At 62.6% G+C, this 16,216-nt stretch carries 16 protein-coding genes and 1 tRNA gene; 9 read left to right on the top strand and 8 right to left on the bottom strand.

Translation table 11 applies throughout. From position 1 onward, the window contains the following. Window positions 1-48 precede the first annotated feature (48 nt). The 5 genes from secDF to NP945_RS22575 all read left to right on the top strand — a co-directional run bounded on the left by secDF (window position 49) and on the right by NP945_RS22575 (window position 5,162). On the top strand, window positions 49-2,598 hold the full coding sequence (gene secDF / locus NP945_RS22595) for a protein translocase subunit SecDF (RefSeq protein WP_127273192.1): 2,550 nt from the start codon (window positions 49-51) through the stop codon (window positions 2,596-2,598). Between the two features lie 25 nt (window positions 2,599-2,623). Then, window positions 2,624-3,016: an Mth938-like domain-containing protein gene (locus NP945_RS22590; RefSeq protein WP_127271505.1), complete on the top strand. Its 393-nt coding sequence runs from the start codon at window positions 2,624-2,626 to the stop codon at window positions 3,014-3,016. Between the two features lies 1 nt (window position 3,017). Beyond that, a complete protein-coding gene (locus NP945_RS22585) occupies window positions 3,018-3,860 on the top strand; it encodes a phytoene/squalene synthase family protein (protein WP_164748857.1) in 843 nt (280 codons plus the stop codon). Between the two features lie 76 nt (window positions 3,861-3,936). Then, window positions 3,937-4,371: a hypothetical protein gene (locus NP945_RS22580; protein WP_256747570.1), complete on the top strand. Its 435-nt coding sequence runs from the start codon at window positions 3,937-3,939 to the stop codon at window positions 4,369-4,371. Further along, on the top strand, window positions 4,371-5,162 hold the full coding sequence (locus tag NP945_RS22575; protein ID WP_256747569.1) for a sterol desaturase family protein: 792 nt from the start codon (window positions 4,371-4,373) through the stop codon (window positions 5,160-5,162). The genes NP945_RS22580 and NP945_RS22575 overlap by 1 nt, the downstream gene beginning before the upstream one ends. 11 nt (window positions 5,163-5,173) lie before the next feature. On the opposite strand, the gene NP945_RS22570 is transcribed toward NP945_RS22575, so the two are convergent. The 5 genes from NP945_RS22570 to NP945_RS22550 all read right to left on the bottom strand — a co-directional run bounded on the left by NP945_RS22570 (window position 5,174) and on the right by NP945_RS22550 (window position 8,415). Continuing rightward, window positions 5,174-5,467, bottom strand: a complete 294-nt coding sequence (locus NP945_RS22570; RefSeq protein ID WP_256747568.1) for a type II toxin-antitoxin system ParD family antitoxin — start codon at window positions 5,465-5,467, stop codon at window positions 5,174-5,176. 68 nt (window positions 5,468-5,535) lie between these two features. Then, the gene (locus NP945_RS22565) at window positions 5,536-6,102 is read right to left on the bottom strand and encodes a hypothetical protein (RefSeq protein ID WP_256747567.1); all 567 of its coding nucleotides are present in this window, start codon (window positions 6,100-6,102) and stop codon (window positions 5,536-5,538) included. 3 nt (window positions 6,103-6,105) lie between these two features. Next, entirely contained in the window at window positions 6,106-7,515 is a 1,410-nt protein-coding gene (trmFO, locus tag NP945_RS22560; protein WP_256747566.1) for a methylenetetrahydrofolate--tRNA-(uracil(54)-C(5))-methyltransferase (FADH(2)-oxidizing) TrmFO, read from the bottom strand. 569 nt (window positions 7,516-8,084) lie between these two features. Next, complete coding sequence (locus NP945_RS22555) at window positions 8,085-8,225, bottom strand: DUF1127 domain-containing protein (protein ID WP_013531314.1); 141 nt, start codon at window positions 8,223-8,225, stop codon at window positions 8,085-8,087. A gap of 49 nt (window positions 8,226-8,274) precedes the next feature. After that, complete coding sequence (locus tag NP945_RS22550; protein WP_013531315.1) at window positions 8,275-8,415, bottom strand: DUF1127 domain-containing protein; 141 nt, start codon at window positions 8,413-8,415, stop codon at window positions 8,275-8,277. Between the two features lie 237 nt (window positions 8,416-8,652). Here NP945_RS22550 and NP945_RS22545 point away from each other — a divergent pair, with 237 nt between their 5' ends. The 3 genes from NP945_RS22545 to NP945_RS22535 are packed head-to-tail and all read left to right on the top strand — an operon-like array spanning window position 8,653 to window position 11,827. After that, window positions 8,653-9,771 (top strand): DUF2157 domain-containing protein, encoded by a 1,119-nt coding sequence (locus NP945_RS22545; protein ID WP_256747565.1) that lies wholly within the window; start codon window positions 8,653-8,655, stop codon window positions 9,769-9,771. Continuing rightward, window positions 9,768-10,352, top strand: coding sequence for a GDYXXLXY domain-containing protein (locus tag NP945_RS22540; protein WP_256747564.1), 585 nt, complete (start codon window positions 9,768-9,770; stop codon window positions 10,350-10,352). Before NP945_RS22545 ends, NP945_RS22540 begins: the two co-directional genes overlap by 4 nt. Before the next feature lie 26 nt (window positions 10,353-10,378). After that, complete coding sequence (locus tag NP945_RS22535) at window positions 10,379-11,827, top strand: aromatic amino acid lyase (RefSeq protein WP_256747563.1); 1,449 nt, start codon at window positions 10,379-10,381, stop codon at window positions 11,825-11,827. Between the two features lie 151 nt (window positions 11,828-11,978). On the opposite strand, the gene NP945_RS22530 is transcribed toward NP945_RS22535, so the two are convergent. The 3 genes from NP945_RS22530 to NP945_RS22520 form a co-directional block, all read right to left on the bottom strand. Then, window positions 11,979-12,064, bottom strand: a tRNA-Leu gene (locus NP945_RS22530). 282 nt (window positions 12,065-12,346) lie between these two features. Continuing rightward, window positions 12,347-13,012, bottom strand: a complete 666-nt coding sequence (locus NP945_RS22525; protein ID WP_256747562.1) for an outer membrane protein — start codon at window positions 13,010-13,012, stop codon at window positions 12,347-12,349. A gap of 95 nt (window positions 13,013-13,107) precedes the next feature. Further along, a complete protein-coding gene (locus tag NP945_RS22520; protein ID WP_256747561.1) occupies window positions 13,108-13,959 on the bottom strand; it encodes an alpha/beta fold hydrolase in 852 nt (283 codons plus the stop codon). Window positions 13,960-14,107: 148 nt separating this feature from the next. Between NP945_RS22520 and ade the strand changes: the two genes are divergently transcribed. Further along, window positions 14,108-15,916, top strand: a complete 1,809-nt coding sequence (ade, locus tag NP945_RS22515) for an adenine deaminase (protein WP_256747560.1) — start codon at window positions 14,108-14,110, stop codon at window positions 15,914-15,916. Window positions 15,917-16,216 lie beyond the last annotated feature (300 nt).

Below are 16,216 nucleotides of genomic sequence, written 5' to 3'. Positions count from 1 at the left end.
AATTTTAGGCGGAGCGATCCGCGGACACGCTCTGACGGACGACGCCATATGCTGTATTTTTCGCGCTTCAAGATGATCCTGATCTGGGTGGCCGTGGCCATCACAGTGATCCTCGCCGCGCCCAACCTGTTCTCCGCCAGCACGCTGGCGCAATTGCCCAGCTGGGTACCGAAGCGGCAGATGACGCTCGGCCTCGACCTGCAGGGTGGTTCGCACATCCTGCTGGAAATGAACCAGAACGATCTGATCAAGGATCGGCTGGAGACGACGCGCGATGAAATCCGCACGCTGCTACGCGACGCCAAGATCGGCTATACCGGCCTTGCCGGCACGGGGCGGACCCTGCAGGTCCGCATCACCGATCCCGCCCAGATCGATGCCGCCAAGACGGCGCTGAAGACGCTGACCGATCCGGTCGCTGCCGGCCTGTTCACCGGCGGCTCCGTCCAGGAAATGACGCTCGACGATTCCGAGCCCGGCCTGCTCAAGTTCAACGTCACCGACGCCGGCATCAAATACCGCACGTCGACCGCGCTGACGCAGTCGATCGAGGTGGTCGAACGCCGCGTCAACGAACTCGGCACCACCGAACCGATCGTGCAGCGGCAGGGCGACGACCGTATCCTTGTCCAGGTGCCGGGTCTTCAGGACCCGCAGAGACTGAAAGAAATCCTCGGCCAGACCGCCAAGCTGACCTTCCAGATGGTCGACCAGTCGATGCCGGTGCAGGACGCGCTCAATGGCCGTCCGCCCGCCGGGTCATCGGTGCTGTATTCGCAGGACGATCCGCCGGTTCCGTATCTGATCGAAAATCGCGTCATCGTCTCGGGCGAAAACCTCGTTGACGCACAGGCGACATACAATTCGCAGAACAACGAGCCGGTGGTGTCGTTCCGCTTCGATTCGAAAGGAGCGGCGCGCTTCGGTCAGGCCACGGCGCAGAATGTCGGCAAGCTGTTCGCCATTATCCTCGACAATCAGGTGATTTCGGCGCCGCAGATCCGCGAGCCGATCCTCGGCGGCACCGGCCAGATTTCCGGCAATTTCACTGCCCAGAGCGCCAACGACCTTGCGGTGCTGCTGCGCGCCGGTGCGTTGCCCGCGACGCTGACGGTGATCGAAGAACGCACCGTTGGTCCGGGCCTTGGCCAGGATTCGATCCATGCCGGCAAGGTCGCCGGCATCATCGGTTCTATCCTCGTCGTCGCCTTCATGTTCGTCGCCTACGGCTTCCTCGGCTTCCTCGCCAACATCGCGCTGGCGGTGCACGTGGCGATGATCGTCGGCGTGCTCTCGCTGCTTGGCGCTACGCTGACCTTGCCTGGTATCGCCGGTATCGTACTGACCATCGGCATGGCGGTTGATTCCAACGTGCTGATCTATGAACGTATTCGCGAGGAGCGACGCGCCGGCCGCTCTGTGATCCAGGCGATCGATACCGGTTTCACCAAGGCGCTAGCGACCATCGTCGATTCCAACATCACTTCGCTGATCGCCACCGTGGTGCTGTTCTATCTCGGTACCGGGCCGGTGAAGGGCTTTGCCATCACCTACGCCATCGGCATCCTGACCACGGTCTTCACCGCCTTCACCTTCACCCGCCTGCTGGTCTCGATCTGGCTGCGCCGGGCTCGCCCGAAGGAATTGCCGAAGGCGCCGGTGACTTTCGTTCCACCCGGCACCAAGATCCCCTTCATGGGCATCCGTCGCTGGACCTTTACGCTCTCCAGCGCACTGTCGATCCTGTCGGTGGTGCTGTTCATGACCGTTGGCATCAATTACGGCATCGACTTCAAGGGCGGTTCGCTGATCGAGGTGCAGGCCAAGAGCGGCAATGCCGACCTCGCCGACCTCCGTGCGCGGCTGACCGAGCTCAACATCGGCGAAGTTCAGGTGCAGCAGTTCGGTACGCCGAACGACGTGCTGATCCGCGTCGGGACGCAGGATGGTGGCGAGAATGCCGAGCAGACCGTCATCGACAAGGTTCGCGGCGAGCTGCAGGACAATTACGATTTCCGCCGCGTCGAAGTGGTCGGACCGACCGTTTCTGGCGAGCTTGCCAAGCAAGGCACGATCGCCATGCTGATCGCGCTGCTTGGCATCCTGGTCTATGTCTGGTTCCGCTTCGAATGGCAGTTCGCGGTCGGCGCCATCGTGGCGACGGTGCACGATGTGGTCATGACGCTCGGCTTCTTCGTCATCACCGGACTGGAGTTCAACCAGTCATCGCTGGCGGCGATCCTGACGATCATCGGCTATTCGCTGAACGATACGATCGTGGTCTATGACCGTGTTCGAGAGGATTTGCGAAAATACAAGCGCATGCCGCTGCCGCAGCTGTTGAACAACGCCATCAACGAGACGCTGTCGAGAACGACGCTGACTTCGGTGACGACGATCCTGGCGCTGCTGGCGCTGGTGCTGTTCGGCGGCGAGGTGATCCGCTCGTTTACGATGGCCATGCTGTTCGGCGTCGTCTTCGGCACCTATTCGTCCATCTTCATCGCCGCACCGCTGCTGATCCTGTTCAAGCTGAGGCCGCAGGCTTCGGCCGACGAGGAGAAGCCGGTCAATGGCGGCAAGGCGGTCGCGACCTGACGCGCCGCCCCGAAGGGGTATAGCGGTGACCGGCAAAGGCATCGTCATCCGCGAGGCGCATTTTCCGGGACGCGCGCCGATCGAAGCCTATGGCAATGGCGGGTTCCGCTTTGCCGACATGTCGCATCGCGGTTCGCTCATGTGCCTGCCATCCGGCATCCATGGCTGGGAACCGGCTGATCCTCTGGTGCTGACGGTGGCGGATTTCGACAAGCTGCTGGCTGAGGCCGGCAAGGTCGAGATCCTGCTGGTCGGCATGGGCAGGGATCTCCGGCCATTGCCCGCCGCATTGCGGGCCGCGCTGAAGGCTGCCGGCATTGCGTCCGACCCGATGTCGACCGGTGCCGCGGTACGGACCTACAATGTCCTTCTGGCGGAAGAGCGCGCCGTGGCCGCCGCGCTCATCGCCGTCGATTGACATGTCCCAGAATGCCAAAATCGTCATGGACGCGGTGCGCGCCGCCGACCATGACCGCTATCTGACCGCGCTCTACGCGCCCGACGACAAGCGCGACGCGCTGTTTTCGCTCTACGCCTTCAATGCCGAGATCGCAGGAATCCGCGATCGCATCCATGAAGCGCTGCCGGGCGAGGTGAGGCTGCAATGGTGGCGCGATGTCATTGCCGCTGGCGGAGAAGCGGGCGCCGGCCATCCCACAGCCGAAGCCTTGAACGCCACGATAGCGACGTTCGGCCTGCCGAAGCCGGCCTTCGAGAACATGCTCGATGCACGCATCTTCGACCTCTATGACGACCCGATGCCGTCGCGCACTGACCTGGAAGGCTATTGCGGCGAGACTGCTGCCGCGCTCATCCAGCTTGCGGCGATGGTGCTCGATCCCGTCGGGGCGCCGCGCTTTGCCGATCTGGCGGGCAGGGCAGGCTGCGCGCAGGCGATGACCGGCCTGTTGCTGCTGTTGCCGCTGCATCGCCGGCGCGGACAGTGTTTTGTCCCGGCCGATATTTTGGCGGCGGCGGGATCGTCGCCGGAAGAATTCATCGCTGGTGATGGCGGACCCGGCGCCAAACGCGCGGTGGCGGCGATGATGGCGCTGGCACGGGAACATCTTTCCGCCTTCGAGCAAGGCGCACCGACCTTGCCTGTCTCGCTGCGTCCGGCATTCCTGCCGCTCGCCCTGTCACGTGCCTACCTCGGCAAGATGGAGAATGGTTCGCCGCTCGAAGGCGTGGCGCGGCTGTCGGCCTTGCGCCGGCATTGGCTGCTGCTGCGTCGCGCGAGCAAGGGCTGGCCTGCGCTTTGACGTAAACGTCAATCGTGTTAAGACGTCCCCGCGCCAAACTGTTGCCGAAGACAACAGGCCGGCCCGGAGGAGATGAATGAGCTTACCCATATTGGTGGCGATCGTTACCTTCGGCATCGCGCTGTCGGTTGCGGCGGTGCATTTCACCGGCGGCAGCAAGATAGCGACGCTCAGCAGTGCCAATCGCGCGGTGAGCCGATTCGCTGAGGATTTTCCCGACGAGATCGCAACGGTGGTTCGCCTGACAGCGGATGCCAGGACGGCGTTTCTGGATATCGGACGAGGGCGCGTCGGCATCGTTCACAGTATCGGCGACTGTTTTTTGACCCGCATCGTCATGTTTCGGGACGTCGCTGCTTTGGCTGCCGATGATGCGAACACGGTCTCGTTCCGCCTCGCCGATTTCACCTGGAAGGGCGGCCGCTTCCGCTTTGCCAGCGCAGCGGATGCGCAAGGCTTGCTGGAAGCGCTTGAGCCGCAACATTCGAATTTCGCTGGGGAGGCCGCGTGATGGACAACTACAATTTCCCGCAAGTCACCCAGCTGGCCATCCCGTTCTTCGTTGTCGCGATCCTGATCGAGCTTTGGCTGGTGCGCACCGGTCGCGCCAAGGGTTCGTTCGAAACGCGCGACACGTTGACCAGCCTGATGATGGGCACCGGCAATGTCGTTGCCGGGCTGCTGCTTGGCGTGGTGTCCTACTGGGCACTGCTGTGGCTCTGGCAATTCCGCGTCAGGCAAAGCTGGACCGGCCTGTTCACCTTCATGTTCGTGCTGCAGGCGCCGCTTGTGTTCCTCGGATTCCACCCTGCGGTGATTGCCTTCACATTCGGCTTCAACCTCGTCTGGCAGTTCTGGATCCACACCGAGACCATCGGCAAGATGTGGGGCTGGTTCGAATTCGTCTTCAACACGCCGTCGCATCACCGCGTCCATCACGCCACCAATCCGCGCTATCTCGACGCCAACTATGCCGGAACGCTGATCGTCTGGGACCGCATGTTCGGCACCTTCGTCGGGGAACTGGACGAGGACCGGCCGCGCTACGGCATCGTCAGGAACCTCGGCACCTTCAATCCGCTGAAAGTGGCATTCCATGAATGGATCGGCATGTTCAGGGATGCGTTTGTGCCAAGGCTGACGGTGCGCGACCGCATCAACTACTTGATCAAGCCGCCAGGGTGGAGCCATGACGGCTCGCGCGAGACTTCGGAGAGCTTGAAGGCTGCCTATGTCAGGCGAAATCCTGCTGAGGCGGGGAAGCCGGGATTGCCAAGCGTGGGTGTCGAGCCCGCCGAGTAGAACTTCTTATGTCAGGAGGGTCTGTCGTCATCGCTGTCGTACGCCAATTGCGCGATTCGTTCCCTCACTTGCGCGATGGCGTGATCCAGCGGAACAGCGGGACGCGTATCTTCGATCGACGCCTTTATCTTGGCCCGGATCGCGGCTAGGCGCTCGGCATGCTCCTCTTCCTCGCGCTGGAAGGCCCGGAGCGCCGCGCGGATGACTTCGCTCGCCGAGCCGAAAGAGCCGTCTTCGACTTTTTGGCGGATAAGGCGGGCCATTGCTGGCGTGACTGTGACAGAAAGTTTCTCGGCGAATTCCATGGAACGGCTCCCATTGGACAGCAAGTAGGATTGTATCCTGCTTCATCCGTGCGGCCAACGATGAGGTCCTAGCGCCTGGGTTTCGCCCGGCCGGCTTCCGAACCATCCGGCATGGTGGCGCTAATGCGCCGAGTTGTGCCGAAATGCCGGCCGAATTCACGGCCCCCCAAATCTGTAAAATTGGCTTCGAACTCAACCAGCGCGTCGACGATAGCCGGCGCCTCCGAGCTGGGAGCCTCCTGAGTGAATCGTGCACTGAGGTAGACGCCATGAGGATGTGAGGGATCCAGACGGGCTTGGATCGCCCAGAAGGATGACAGCGAATAGATCGCTTTCATGAAATCCAGAATTAGCCGGTCATTGTAGGGACCTTCGACAGGCTGAACGGCAATGATTCTCTTCAAGCTTCGATCACGGTTCTCATTGTAATTTTCATTTTCGTACAGCCAACCTTGGCCCCCGTGAGGCTGACCTATTAACGCCTCGATAGCGGGTATATGAACTTCGCGCAGCTTCCGCAGGTTGGTGCATCTGACATAGATGCTCCAGAAAATTTCGTAGTCGCCGGCGAAAGGTTCGCTACTCGGCGGAAGGTCCGACGGCAGAAGCTGGTGCAGCTCGGAGTGCTTGGCCATGGACTACTCGGCGGCTTGCGCTTGTACCGGCAGCCCCAGCCATTGCCGGCAATCAGCGCGCGCGCGCGAGGTGATGGCGTGCCGCTTGGCAACGGTCTTGTCCTTGCCGCGCATGCGTTTGCCTTCGGTCTTCGGCGCCTCCACCGGCGGGAACAGGCCGAAATTGACGTTCATCGGCTGGAAGGAGCGCTTGCCCGGCTCATCGTCGGACACGATGTGCCCGCCGGTGATGTGGTTGAGCAGGGCGCCGAAGGCCGTGGTCAGCGGCGGCAGGGACGGTAAGTGGCCGAGACGCTCGGCTGCGGCGAAGCGGCCGGCAAGCAGACCGATCGCGGCACTTTCGACATAGCCTTCGCAGCCGGTGATCTGGCCGGCGAAACGCAGGCCGGGCCGCGACTTCAGTTGCAGCGAAGCGTCCAGCAAGGTCGGCGAGTTGATGTAGGTGTTCCGGTGCAGGCCGCCGAGGCGGGCGAAATCGGCGTTTTCGAGACCCGGTATGGTGCGGAACACGCGCACCTGCTCGGCATGCTTCAACTTGGTCTGGAAACCGACCATGTTGTAGAGCGTGCCCAGCGCATTGTCCTGCCGCAGCTGCACCACGGCATAGGCCTTTACGGTCGGATTGTGCGCGTTGGTCAGCCCCATCGGTTTCATCGGCCCGTAGCGCAGCGTCTCGACGCCGCGCTCGGCCATGATCTCGATCGGCAGGCAGCCGTCGAAATAGGGCGTGCCTTCCCATTGCTTGAATTCGGTTTTCTGGCCGTCGACCAGCGCTTGCACGAAGGCAAGGTACTGGTCCTTGTCCATAGGACAATTGATGTAGTCCTTGCCGGTGCCGCCTGGCCCGACCTTGTCGTAGCGCGACTGGAACCAGCAGGTATCCATGTCGATCGTGTCGAAATGGACGATTGGCGCGATGGCGTCGAAGAAGGCGAGCGCATCGGCGCCGGTCGCTTCCGCGATCGACTGGGCAAGCCCGGGGGCGGTCAATGGGCCCGTGGCGACTATCGCCTGGTCCCAATCCGCCGGCGGCAGACCAGGCACTTCCTCGCGCTGGATGGTGATCAGCGGGTGTGCTTCGAGCTTTTTCGTCACTGCGTCGGCGAACCCGTCGCGATCGACGGCCAGCGCGCCGCCGGCCGGAACCTGATTGGCGTCGCCGGCGCTCATGATCAACGAGCCGGCCAGCCGCATTTCGGCGTGCAACAGGCCGACGGCGTTGTTGTCGGCGTCGTCGGAGCGGAAGGAATTGGAACAGACGAGCTCGGCCAAACTGTCGGTCTTGTGCGCATCGGTGCCGCGAACGGGCCGCATTTCATGCAGGATGACGGGCACGCCGGCCTGCGCTGCTTGCCATGCGGCTTCGGAACCGGCAAGGCCGCCGCCGATGATGTGGATTGGATTTTTGCTCATGGACGCCGGAATAATCGCTTGGTGCGGCGATTGCAATTGCCGTGCGCGGTGCGGGGCAAACGGCTGCTGATGGGAGCGCCCCCTGAAAACAACAACACCCGCCGGGGGAGGAGGTCCGGCGGGTGTCGTTTTTGGGGTCGACCCTCGGGAGGAGGTGAAGGCCGACCATATTCGTCATCGCCGGGGAGGAGGTCGGCTTCGACGAAATTCCTTTCGCCATTTTAAAAGGGGCGAAACCTCTGGAGCAAAATTCGTTTTGCTCCGGGGAAACAGCGCCCGCCGCGGGAGGAGGTGCGGCGGGCGCCGTTTTTGTGGCCAACCCTCGGGAGGAGGTGAAGGTCGGGCCTATTCGTCATCGCCGGGGAGGAGGTCGGCTTTGACGAAAACTCTTTCGCTGTTTGAAAAGGAGCGAAACCTTTGTGGGCAAATTCGCTTTGCCCCGGGGAAACAGCGCCCGCCGCGGGAGGAGGTGCAGCGGGCGCCGTTTTTGTGGTCAACCCTTGGGAGGAGGTAAGGGGTGACCGTATTCGTCAAGGTCGGGGAGGAGGTCGACCCTGGCGAAATTCTGTCTAGATCGCCTGGCGGGCGATGATCTTGATTTCGTCGCGGACGATACCGAGATCATGCAGCTGGCGGTTGGAAAGGCGACCCAGCTCGGTAACCGTCTCGCGATAAACGCGCCAGTTACGATAATTGCGGATCAGGTTCATTGTCGTTCTCTTTTTCAAAACTGGTTCGGACCATTCGCGGTCCGAAGAATTAGACCGCCTTGCGAGCGACGTAAGGAATGTCGCTGCGGCTGATGCCGAGGTCGGTCAGTTCACGGTTGCTCAGGCGGCTCAGCTCGGACACGGTGTCCCTGTAGCGGCGCCAGTTGCGGTAGTTGCGGATCAGGTTCATGGTAGTTCTCGTTTCGTCTTTCTTGCGGATCATTCCGTTTGTGTACGAACTATAAATAGGCGGACCCATATCGATTTAAAAGCGCTATGGCTGCATGGCAGCAATGCAAATTGTGCAATGCAGCATTAACGGGCGTTCACGGACCTGACACAAAGAAACCCGAATCGGAAAATGTCGCCACGTCAACGATTTGACCGGATCGGCTGAAAAAAAGACCAAACTTGGGGGAGACGCAGCATGGCGGGGTATTCGTCGCGGGTCAGGGCGGATATCGCGCGTTGGCTGCAGGCCGGGCTGATTGACGCCGCCACAGCCGATTCGCTTTCGCGCGATGTCGAGGCCAACGAGCGCAAGTCGCTCAGCTTCGGCTCTATCCTGGCGATGATGGCTGCCGTACTGTTCGGAGCCGCCATCCTGATTTTCGTCGCCGCCAATTGGGACGCGATCCCGCGGCTGGCGCGCGTGGCGGCACTGTTTGCCGTCATCCTTGGTGGCTATGTCGGCGGCGCGGTGCTGAAGGCCCGCGACCAGGCGGCGATCGGCGAAGCGCTCTGGATCGTGGCGGCTACGGCTTTCGGCGGCTCGATCGCGCTGATCGGCCAGATGTATCATCTCTCGGGCGACGAGGCCTCGGCTCTGGTCACCTGGGGCGCCGGCACGGCGCTGGCGGCGGTTGCGCTGCGTTCTAATCCGCTGACGGTCGCTTCGGTCGGCATCGCCGATGCCTGGCTGTTCCTGAAAGGCTTCGACTACTACAGCCGCAGCGAATTTCCGCATGCCTTCTTGATCATGGCGATCGTGCTGTTTGCCGTCTCGTTCTGGACCCGCAGCCAGGCGGCTCGCCACCTGATCATCCTGTCGGTTCTGTTCTATCTTGTGCTGCTGGTCACCAACCACGACACGCTGCAGGTGGCGATCCCGCTGGTCGTCGTCTCGGCGCTGCTGTTCGCGGCCTCGGTCTTCGCGCCGGATCCAGTCGACCGGGTCGTGCAGCTCGGCGGCCGCTTGCCCTTGCACGCACTGCTCGGCTTCCTCACCGGCCTCGCAATGATTCAGTTCGAACTGGCCGACGAGAGCACCTACAACAGCGGTTTTGCCCTCGCTTCGGTGATCGCGCTTGCCGGCATTGTCGCCGCAATCGTGCTGGCAGGGCGGGAAAGCCGTGGGCTGCGCTGGTTTGCCTATCTCGGCTTCGCCTTCGAACTCGCCATCATCTATGTGGTGACCTTGCAATCGATGCTCGATACGGCCGGCTTCTTCCTGGCCGCCGCGGTGCTGCTCGGCATCCTTGCGATCGTCATCATCCGCGTGGAAAAGCGTATGAAGGGCCCGGATGCCAGAGGAGCCACGGCATGATCACCGGGAAAAGGCTTGTCATCTCGGCACTGGTGCTGGCGCTCGTCCAGATCGGCTTCCTGAGCTGGATCATCGCCGGCCGGGCGGCGATCCTGCGCAACGGCAAGGAGGTGCTTCTGAAGATCGAGCCCGTCGATCCGCGCGACCTCCTGCGCGGCGACTATATTATCCTCGGCTACGAGATTTCGCGCATACCGGTGAAAATGATCGCCAACATTCCGCCCGACAAGTTTTCCAGCGACGACACCTCGATTGTCGTGCGCCTGAAGAAGGGCTCCGACAGCTATTGGCAGCCGACGACCGCCTGGTTCGGCAAGGCGCCGACGCCGGCCACTGCCGACGAGGCCGATATATCAGGCCACGTTGCCGAGGGCTGGGACCTTCGCGGCGAAGAGGCGACCATCGCACCGGACTATGGCATCGAGCGCTTCTATTTGCCGGAAGGCGAGGGGATGGCGATCCAGAACGACATGCGGGTGCGGCCATTCGGCATCCGTCTTGCGCTCGCCGGCGACGGCACCGCGCAGATCAAGGCGCTGGTCGACGGCGACAAGACGCTGTTCGAGGAACCGCTCTACTAAGTCCCTTATTTCCAGTGGTGTGAAGCATGCCCGTTAGCCTGTCGAAGCGTGAGGACATCAACCTCGACACTGTTTTCCGCGTCGCCTGGAAGAAGGACACGGTGGCGATCGGCGAGAAGGCCTTGCAGCGCATCGCCGAATGCCGCGCCTCGTTTCTCAGGCTGATTGAATCCGACCCGCCACCGGTCATCTATGGCGTCACAACCGCCATGGGGGAATTGGCAAGCCGAAAGCTCGAACCTGACGAGCGTGATCGCCATGCGCGCATCAAGGCGTTTGCCGCCGCCACCTCGTTCGGCGATCCCTTGCCGGATCGCGTGGTCAGGGCGATCGTGCTTGCCCGTCTGACGAATTTCATCGAGGGCAACGCCGCCACAACGCCGCGCATCGCGCTAGCCGTGGCCGCAATGCTCGACGGGGAGCCGATGCCTGTCGTGCCGGCCTCCGGCCAGGGCGGCGCCGGTGAGATCCTGGCGCTCTACCCCTTGTTTGCAGAACTTTCGACGCGCTTCGACCTCGAGGTCAAGGAACGGGGTTCGCTCATCAACGGCTCGCCTTGCGCTGCTGCTCTGGTGGCCGACGCAGCGCTCGCGGCGCGCCGCCGCATCCGCATGGCGCAACAGGTGTTCGCGCTGTCGATCGAGGCGTTTCGTGCCCCGCTCGAACACTATGACGCCGCGCTCGACACGCTCTGGGGCGATGAGCATGAGGCAGCGGCCCTGCAGGGATTGCGGGAATTTCTGGTCGGCGCCGGCGACGGGCGGCGCAACTATCAGGCGCCGGTCAGCTACCGCATCGTGCCGCGCGTCCTCGGCCAGGCGCATCGTGCGTTGTCGTCGGCCGAGCGGGCGGCCAATGTGTCGCTGGCCTCTATATCGGATAATCCGGTCTACATCCCGCCCGACGATGCACATCCGCTCGGCCGCTGCATCTCGACCGGCGGCTATCACAACGCCATGGCGACGCCGGCGCTGGACGATCTGGCGGCGATATGGGCCGATATCTGCCTGCTCTGCGACCGCCACGCCTCGAAGCTTCTGAACGGCAAGGTGTCGCTGCTGCCGGATCTGCTGATGACCGGACGTCACTCGGCCGACAGCGACGGCCACGGCAATGTCGGCTACGTACCGATGGCAATCACCGGCTATCTCGAACAGGCCAAGCTGGCAGCGCAACGTACCTTCATTCCGGGCACGGAATCGGCGGGCGCGGGGCAGGACGACGTCGCGACGACGGCATTCTTCGCATGGACCAAGGAGGCAACCGCCGGCCGCTGCGTCGATGCCGCCATGGCGATGCTGGCGATGATCGCCTCGCAGGCGCTGCACGTCACCGAACGCACGCCGCCGCCGGCACTGCGCTCCTTCGTCGATCAAGTCAGATCAATCGTACCGCCTGTCGGCGCCGATCGCGTGCTGGGGCCGGAGCTTGCCAGGTTGGCCGAATGGTTCACTGAGAAAGTGTTCGAAACATAGAGATGCCGACAAAGCGGTAGCCGGTGAACTGGTGCGCCTGAACGGATGAAGTTCGAACCTGCGCCGGCCTTCTTCGCCAAGGCTTCGGAGGATACTCCTTCGTCTGTCGAGCTTCAGGTGGCCCGCCACCCGAAGCTCGAAGAGCGAAGGGTGGTGCGGACGACGGGAATCGAACCCGTACGATCAGAGATCGAGGGATTTTAAGTCCCTTGCGTCTACCAATTCCGCCACGTCCGCAGGCCAGCCCTTTTCAGACGCCAGACACAGCCCGTCAAGTCGTGTTGTTGAGCGTTCGCCGAACGTGCAAACAGACGGGGTGGCTTGATGATACTGGCGCGATCACGGAATTATCGGCGGGGCGGGTAATGGTAGGATGCGTGTGGTGGATTTGATCCGCCAAGGCCGGCGCCTCTCAGGCCCAACCCATTCCCCCCGCCCACTGGGAGCGTCGGCCGCTCTTCCATGAAAGAGCCCTTTGAGTGGTTGCCTGGTCCGGCAGCGTCGCGATTGTGGCCCTGCTCAGAACTTGTAGCTCAAATTGATGCCTACCGTGTTGAGCTTCACGTTCTGATCGCGATCGTTGAAGGGTTCCGCTACGTCGTAGTGCTCGGAGCCGAAATCATAGTAGCGATACTGTGCGCCGACGACGAACTTGTCGGTCAACGCGTAGTCGACGCCGGCACCCACGGTCCAGCCGACGTTCGTGCGCGTGCTGTCGAACGTCGGACCCGCGACTTGCGATGTTTCGATGCCGGCAAAGGCGACGCCGCCAATGCCATAGACCAGCAAGCGGTCCATGGCGTAGCCCGCCTTGGCGTTGACCGACCCGAACCACTTGATGTCGGTGCCGAATGTGCTTCCGAAGGCCGATACCGTCGTGCCGCGGACCGAGGAATAGTTGAGTTCCGCCTCGGCGCCCAGCACCGCCTGGTCGAATTGCCACAGTCCGGCGACATGGCCGCCGACAAAACCGCCGTCAACATCGGGTGTGGCCGAAAACGGCTCGCCCTCTGTTCCTGATATGTCGGACCGACCCCAGCCATAGCCGGCTTGCATGCCGGCATAGTAGCCGGTCCAGTCGAAGCCGGGCGCGGTCATCGGAACATCGGCCGCTGGGTCGGCGGCGAAAGCCGGCACGGCCAGAGCGGCAAGAAAACCGGCACTTGCGACCATCAGGCGATACATCGAACTCCCCGAAATGACGGTTCAGAAAGATCCTCGCCAGAAGGATAACCGCATTCGCCGCAATCGCAATCCCCCCTGTCGCCGCACAGAATCCTCTATTTGGCGTCGATGAAGTCCAGCACAGCCTGGTTATATTCATCCGGCGCTTGCAGCATGGCGAAATGACTGGCGTTGGGCAGGATAATCAGCTTCGCGCCCGGGATGGCGGAGGCGATATATTCGGTGTGTTCGCGCTTGATCGCTTCATCATGGTCGCCGGCAACGATCGCCGTCGGCGTGGTTATCTCAGCGAGCTGCTCCTTGGTCCACGCCGGCTCGGTCTCCCACATATGGCTTATCTGCGCCACGAAGGCGTCATACTGGTCCGGTGTCTTCGACATCTTCTTGTAGTCGCGGCCGGAGCGGTCGATGTAGGCGGCAAAGGTCTTGTTGGTCATCACGCCCGGATCGACGCCGTCGGTGGTTACGTTGGCGGCTTGCGCAAAGAGCCTTGTCAGCCGCTCCGGATGATGCAGTGCGATGTCGATACCGATAATTCCGCCATCGCTCCAGCCGACGAGCGCGGTCTTGTCGATCTTCAGGTAATCGAGCAGCGCCAGATAGTCCGACGCCATCAAGTCATAGCCATAGGGCTGCTCGGTGCGGGTGGAGCGGCCGTGACCACGGCTGTCGGCGACGATCACCTTGTGCGTCTTGGAAAACGTGGCCACCTGGCTGGCCCAGATGTCGGCGTGGCCGAGGCCGCCATGGATGAGCAGCACGGGGTCGCCCGCTCCGAAAACGGCGTAGTACATCTGGATGCCGTTAACCGGCGCATATCCGCTCTGATCGGGTTTGGGCATGGCCGCAGGCTCCGGCAAGGTCTGCCAACGTTCCTCGGCGGCGGCAAAAGCGCTCGAGGCGGCGAACAGGATGATGATGGCGAACACTTTGCAAAACCGGGTCATGTCTTCCCTCATATGGTTCGGTCCGCGGTCAGCATCGCCTTCCAGCCGGATTAGTCAACAAGCTCTCCCTGACGCGGCGTGTCGGACCGACGGCTCTGGCGGCGCCCGCCGACATTTGCGAGACTGGCGACAACCGAAGGAATCGCCGATGACGAAAGCAACGCCCGCAAAACCCAGACCGTGGACCGAGATGGCGACACATCTGGTCGATGTCGCCATGGGGCGCAAACCCGCTGACCTGGTCGTCCGCAACGGCCGTTGGGTGAACGTCCATTCGGGCGAGATCATCGCCGGCACCGACATCGCCATCGCCGGCGGTCGTTTCGCTTATTGCGGGCCGAACGCCAGCCATGCCATCGGCCACGGCACCAAGGTGGTCGACGCCGGCGGGCGCTATCTGGTGCCCGGCCTCTGCGACGCGCATATGCATGTCGAAAGCGGCATGGTGACGGTGACCGAGTTCTGCCGGGCCGTTATTCCGCACGGCACCACCTCTATGTTCATCGACCCGCACGAGATCGCCAATGTGCTTGGCCTGCCCGGCGTGCGGCTGATGCATGACGAGGCCGTTGCCATGCCCATCAACGTGCATGTGCAGATGCCGTCCTGCGTGCCCTCGGCGCCCGGGCTTGAACATGCAGGCGCCGAGTTGACGGTCGCCGATGTCGCGGAGGCAATGAGCTGGGAAAACATCATCGGTCTTGGCGAAGTGATGAATTTCCCCGGCGTCGCCGCCAACGATCCTGTCATGTCGGGCGAGATCGCCGCGACGGTGAAAGCGGGGAAAACGGTCGGCGGCCATTACGCCTCGCGCGATCTCGGCCTGCCGTTCCATGGCTATGCCGCCGGCGGCCCCGAGGACGATCATGAGGGCACACGCGCCGAGGATGCCATCGCCCGTGTGCGCCAGGGCATGAAGGCGATGCTGCGGCTCGGCTCGGCCTGGTACGACGTCGCCTCGCAGATCAAGGCGGTGACGGAGAGCGGCATCGACCCGCGCAATTTCATCCTGTGCACCGACGACAGCCACTCCGGCACGCTGGTCCAGGAAGGCCATATGGACCGCGTGGTGCGCCACGCCATCCAACAGGGGTTGAAGCCGGTGACGGCGATCCAGATGGCGACGCTCAACACCGCCCAGCATTTCAGACTCGAGCGCGAGATCGGCTCGATCGCGCCGGGCCGGCTGGCCGACCTGCTGATCGTTTCGGATCTCGCCGCAATGACCATCGACGAGGTCTATGCACGCGGCGTCAGGGTGGCCAAGGGCGGCAAGCTCGAAATCGATATTCCGGCCTATGATTACCCGAAGACGGCGAAGAACACCGTCAAGCTCGGCAAGAAGCTGAAGGGCGACGACTTCGACATCACGGCGCCCAAGGGCGCCAATGAGGTGCGGGTGCGTGTCATCGGCGTTATCGAGAATCAGGCGCCGACGCGCGCGCTGGAGGCCGATCTGCCGGTAAAGGACGGGCTGGTCGCCATGGACCGCCGCAACGACATCTGCCAGATCGCGCTGGTCGAGCGCCACCGGGGCACGGGCGGCGTCACCAACGCCTTCGTTTCCGGCTTCGGCTATATCGGCGACTGCGCCATGGCGTCCAGCGTGGCGCATGACGCCCACCACATCATCTGCGTCGGCACCAACAAGCAGGACATGGCGCTGGCCGTCAATCGCCTGGGCGAAGTCGGCGGCGGCGTCGTGCTGTTCTCCAAGGGCAAGGAACTGGCGCTGGTCGAAATGCCGATCGCCGGGCTGATGTCGGACGAGCGGGCCGAGATCGTCGCGGCCAAGGCAGAGAAGCTCACCGAGGCGATGCGCAAGATGGGCTGTTCGCTGAACAACGCCTACATGCAGCACTCGCTGCTGGCGCTGGTCGTCATTCCCGAACTCAGGATTTCCGATGTCGGCCTGATCGACGTGACGACGTTCCAGAAGGTCGATCTGTTCGTCTAGGATTGTTGATATTCAGGCCATGCCCGGCGGGCAATCGCTTCAGGTTCGAATTCACCTTTGCCGAGCGTCGGCGCCGCCCCTCATCGCCCTGCCGGGCACTTCTCCCCGTATAGTGACGGGGAGAAGGGGCTGGCCGCAACGACTGTGCTCTTCTTGCAATGCTGGTCATTGGCGAAACCGGTGATAATAGTGTCCAGCCGATAGATGGGTAACAGTTTGAACCGGATAGATAGGTAACAGTTTTCCCCCTTATGATGGGTTCGCGGCAGCGCCAAACGGTTGGGTTGGCGCGGCGCTGCG

The sequence above is a fragment of the Mesorhizobium sp. LMG17149 genome (assembly GCF_024518695.1).
Classification (GTDB): domain Bacteria; phylum Pseudomonadota; class Alphaproteobacteria; order Rhizobiales; family Rhizobiaceae; genus Mesorhizobium.
The sequence above is the reverse complement of the archived record's forward strand: the minus strand, read 5'-3'. Positions and strand labels throughout refer to the sequence as shown.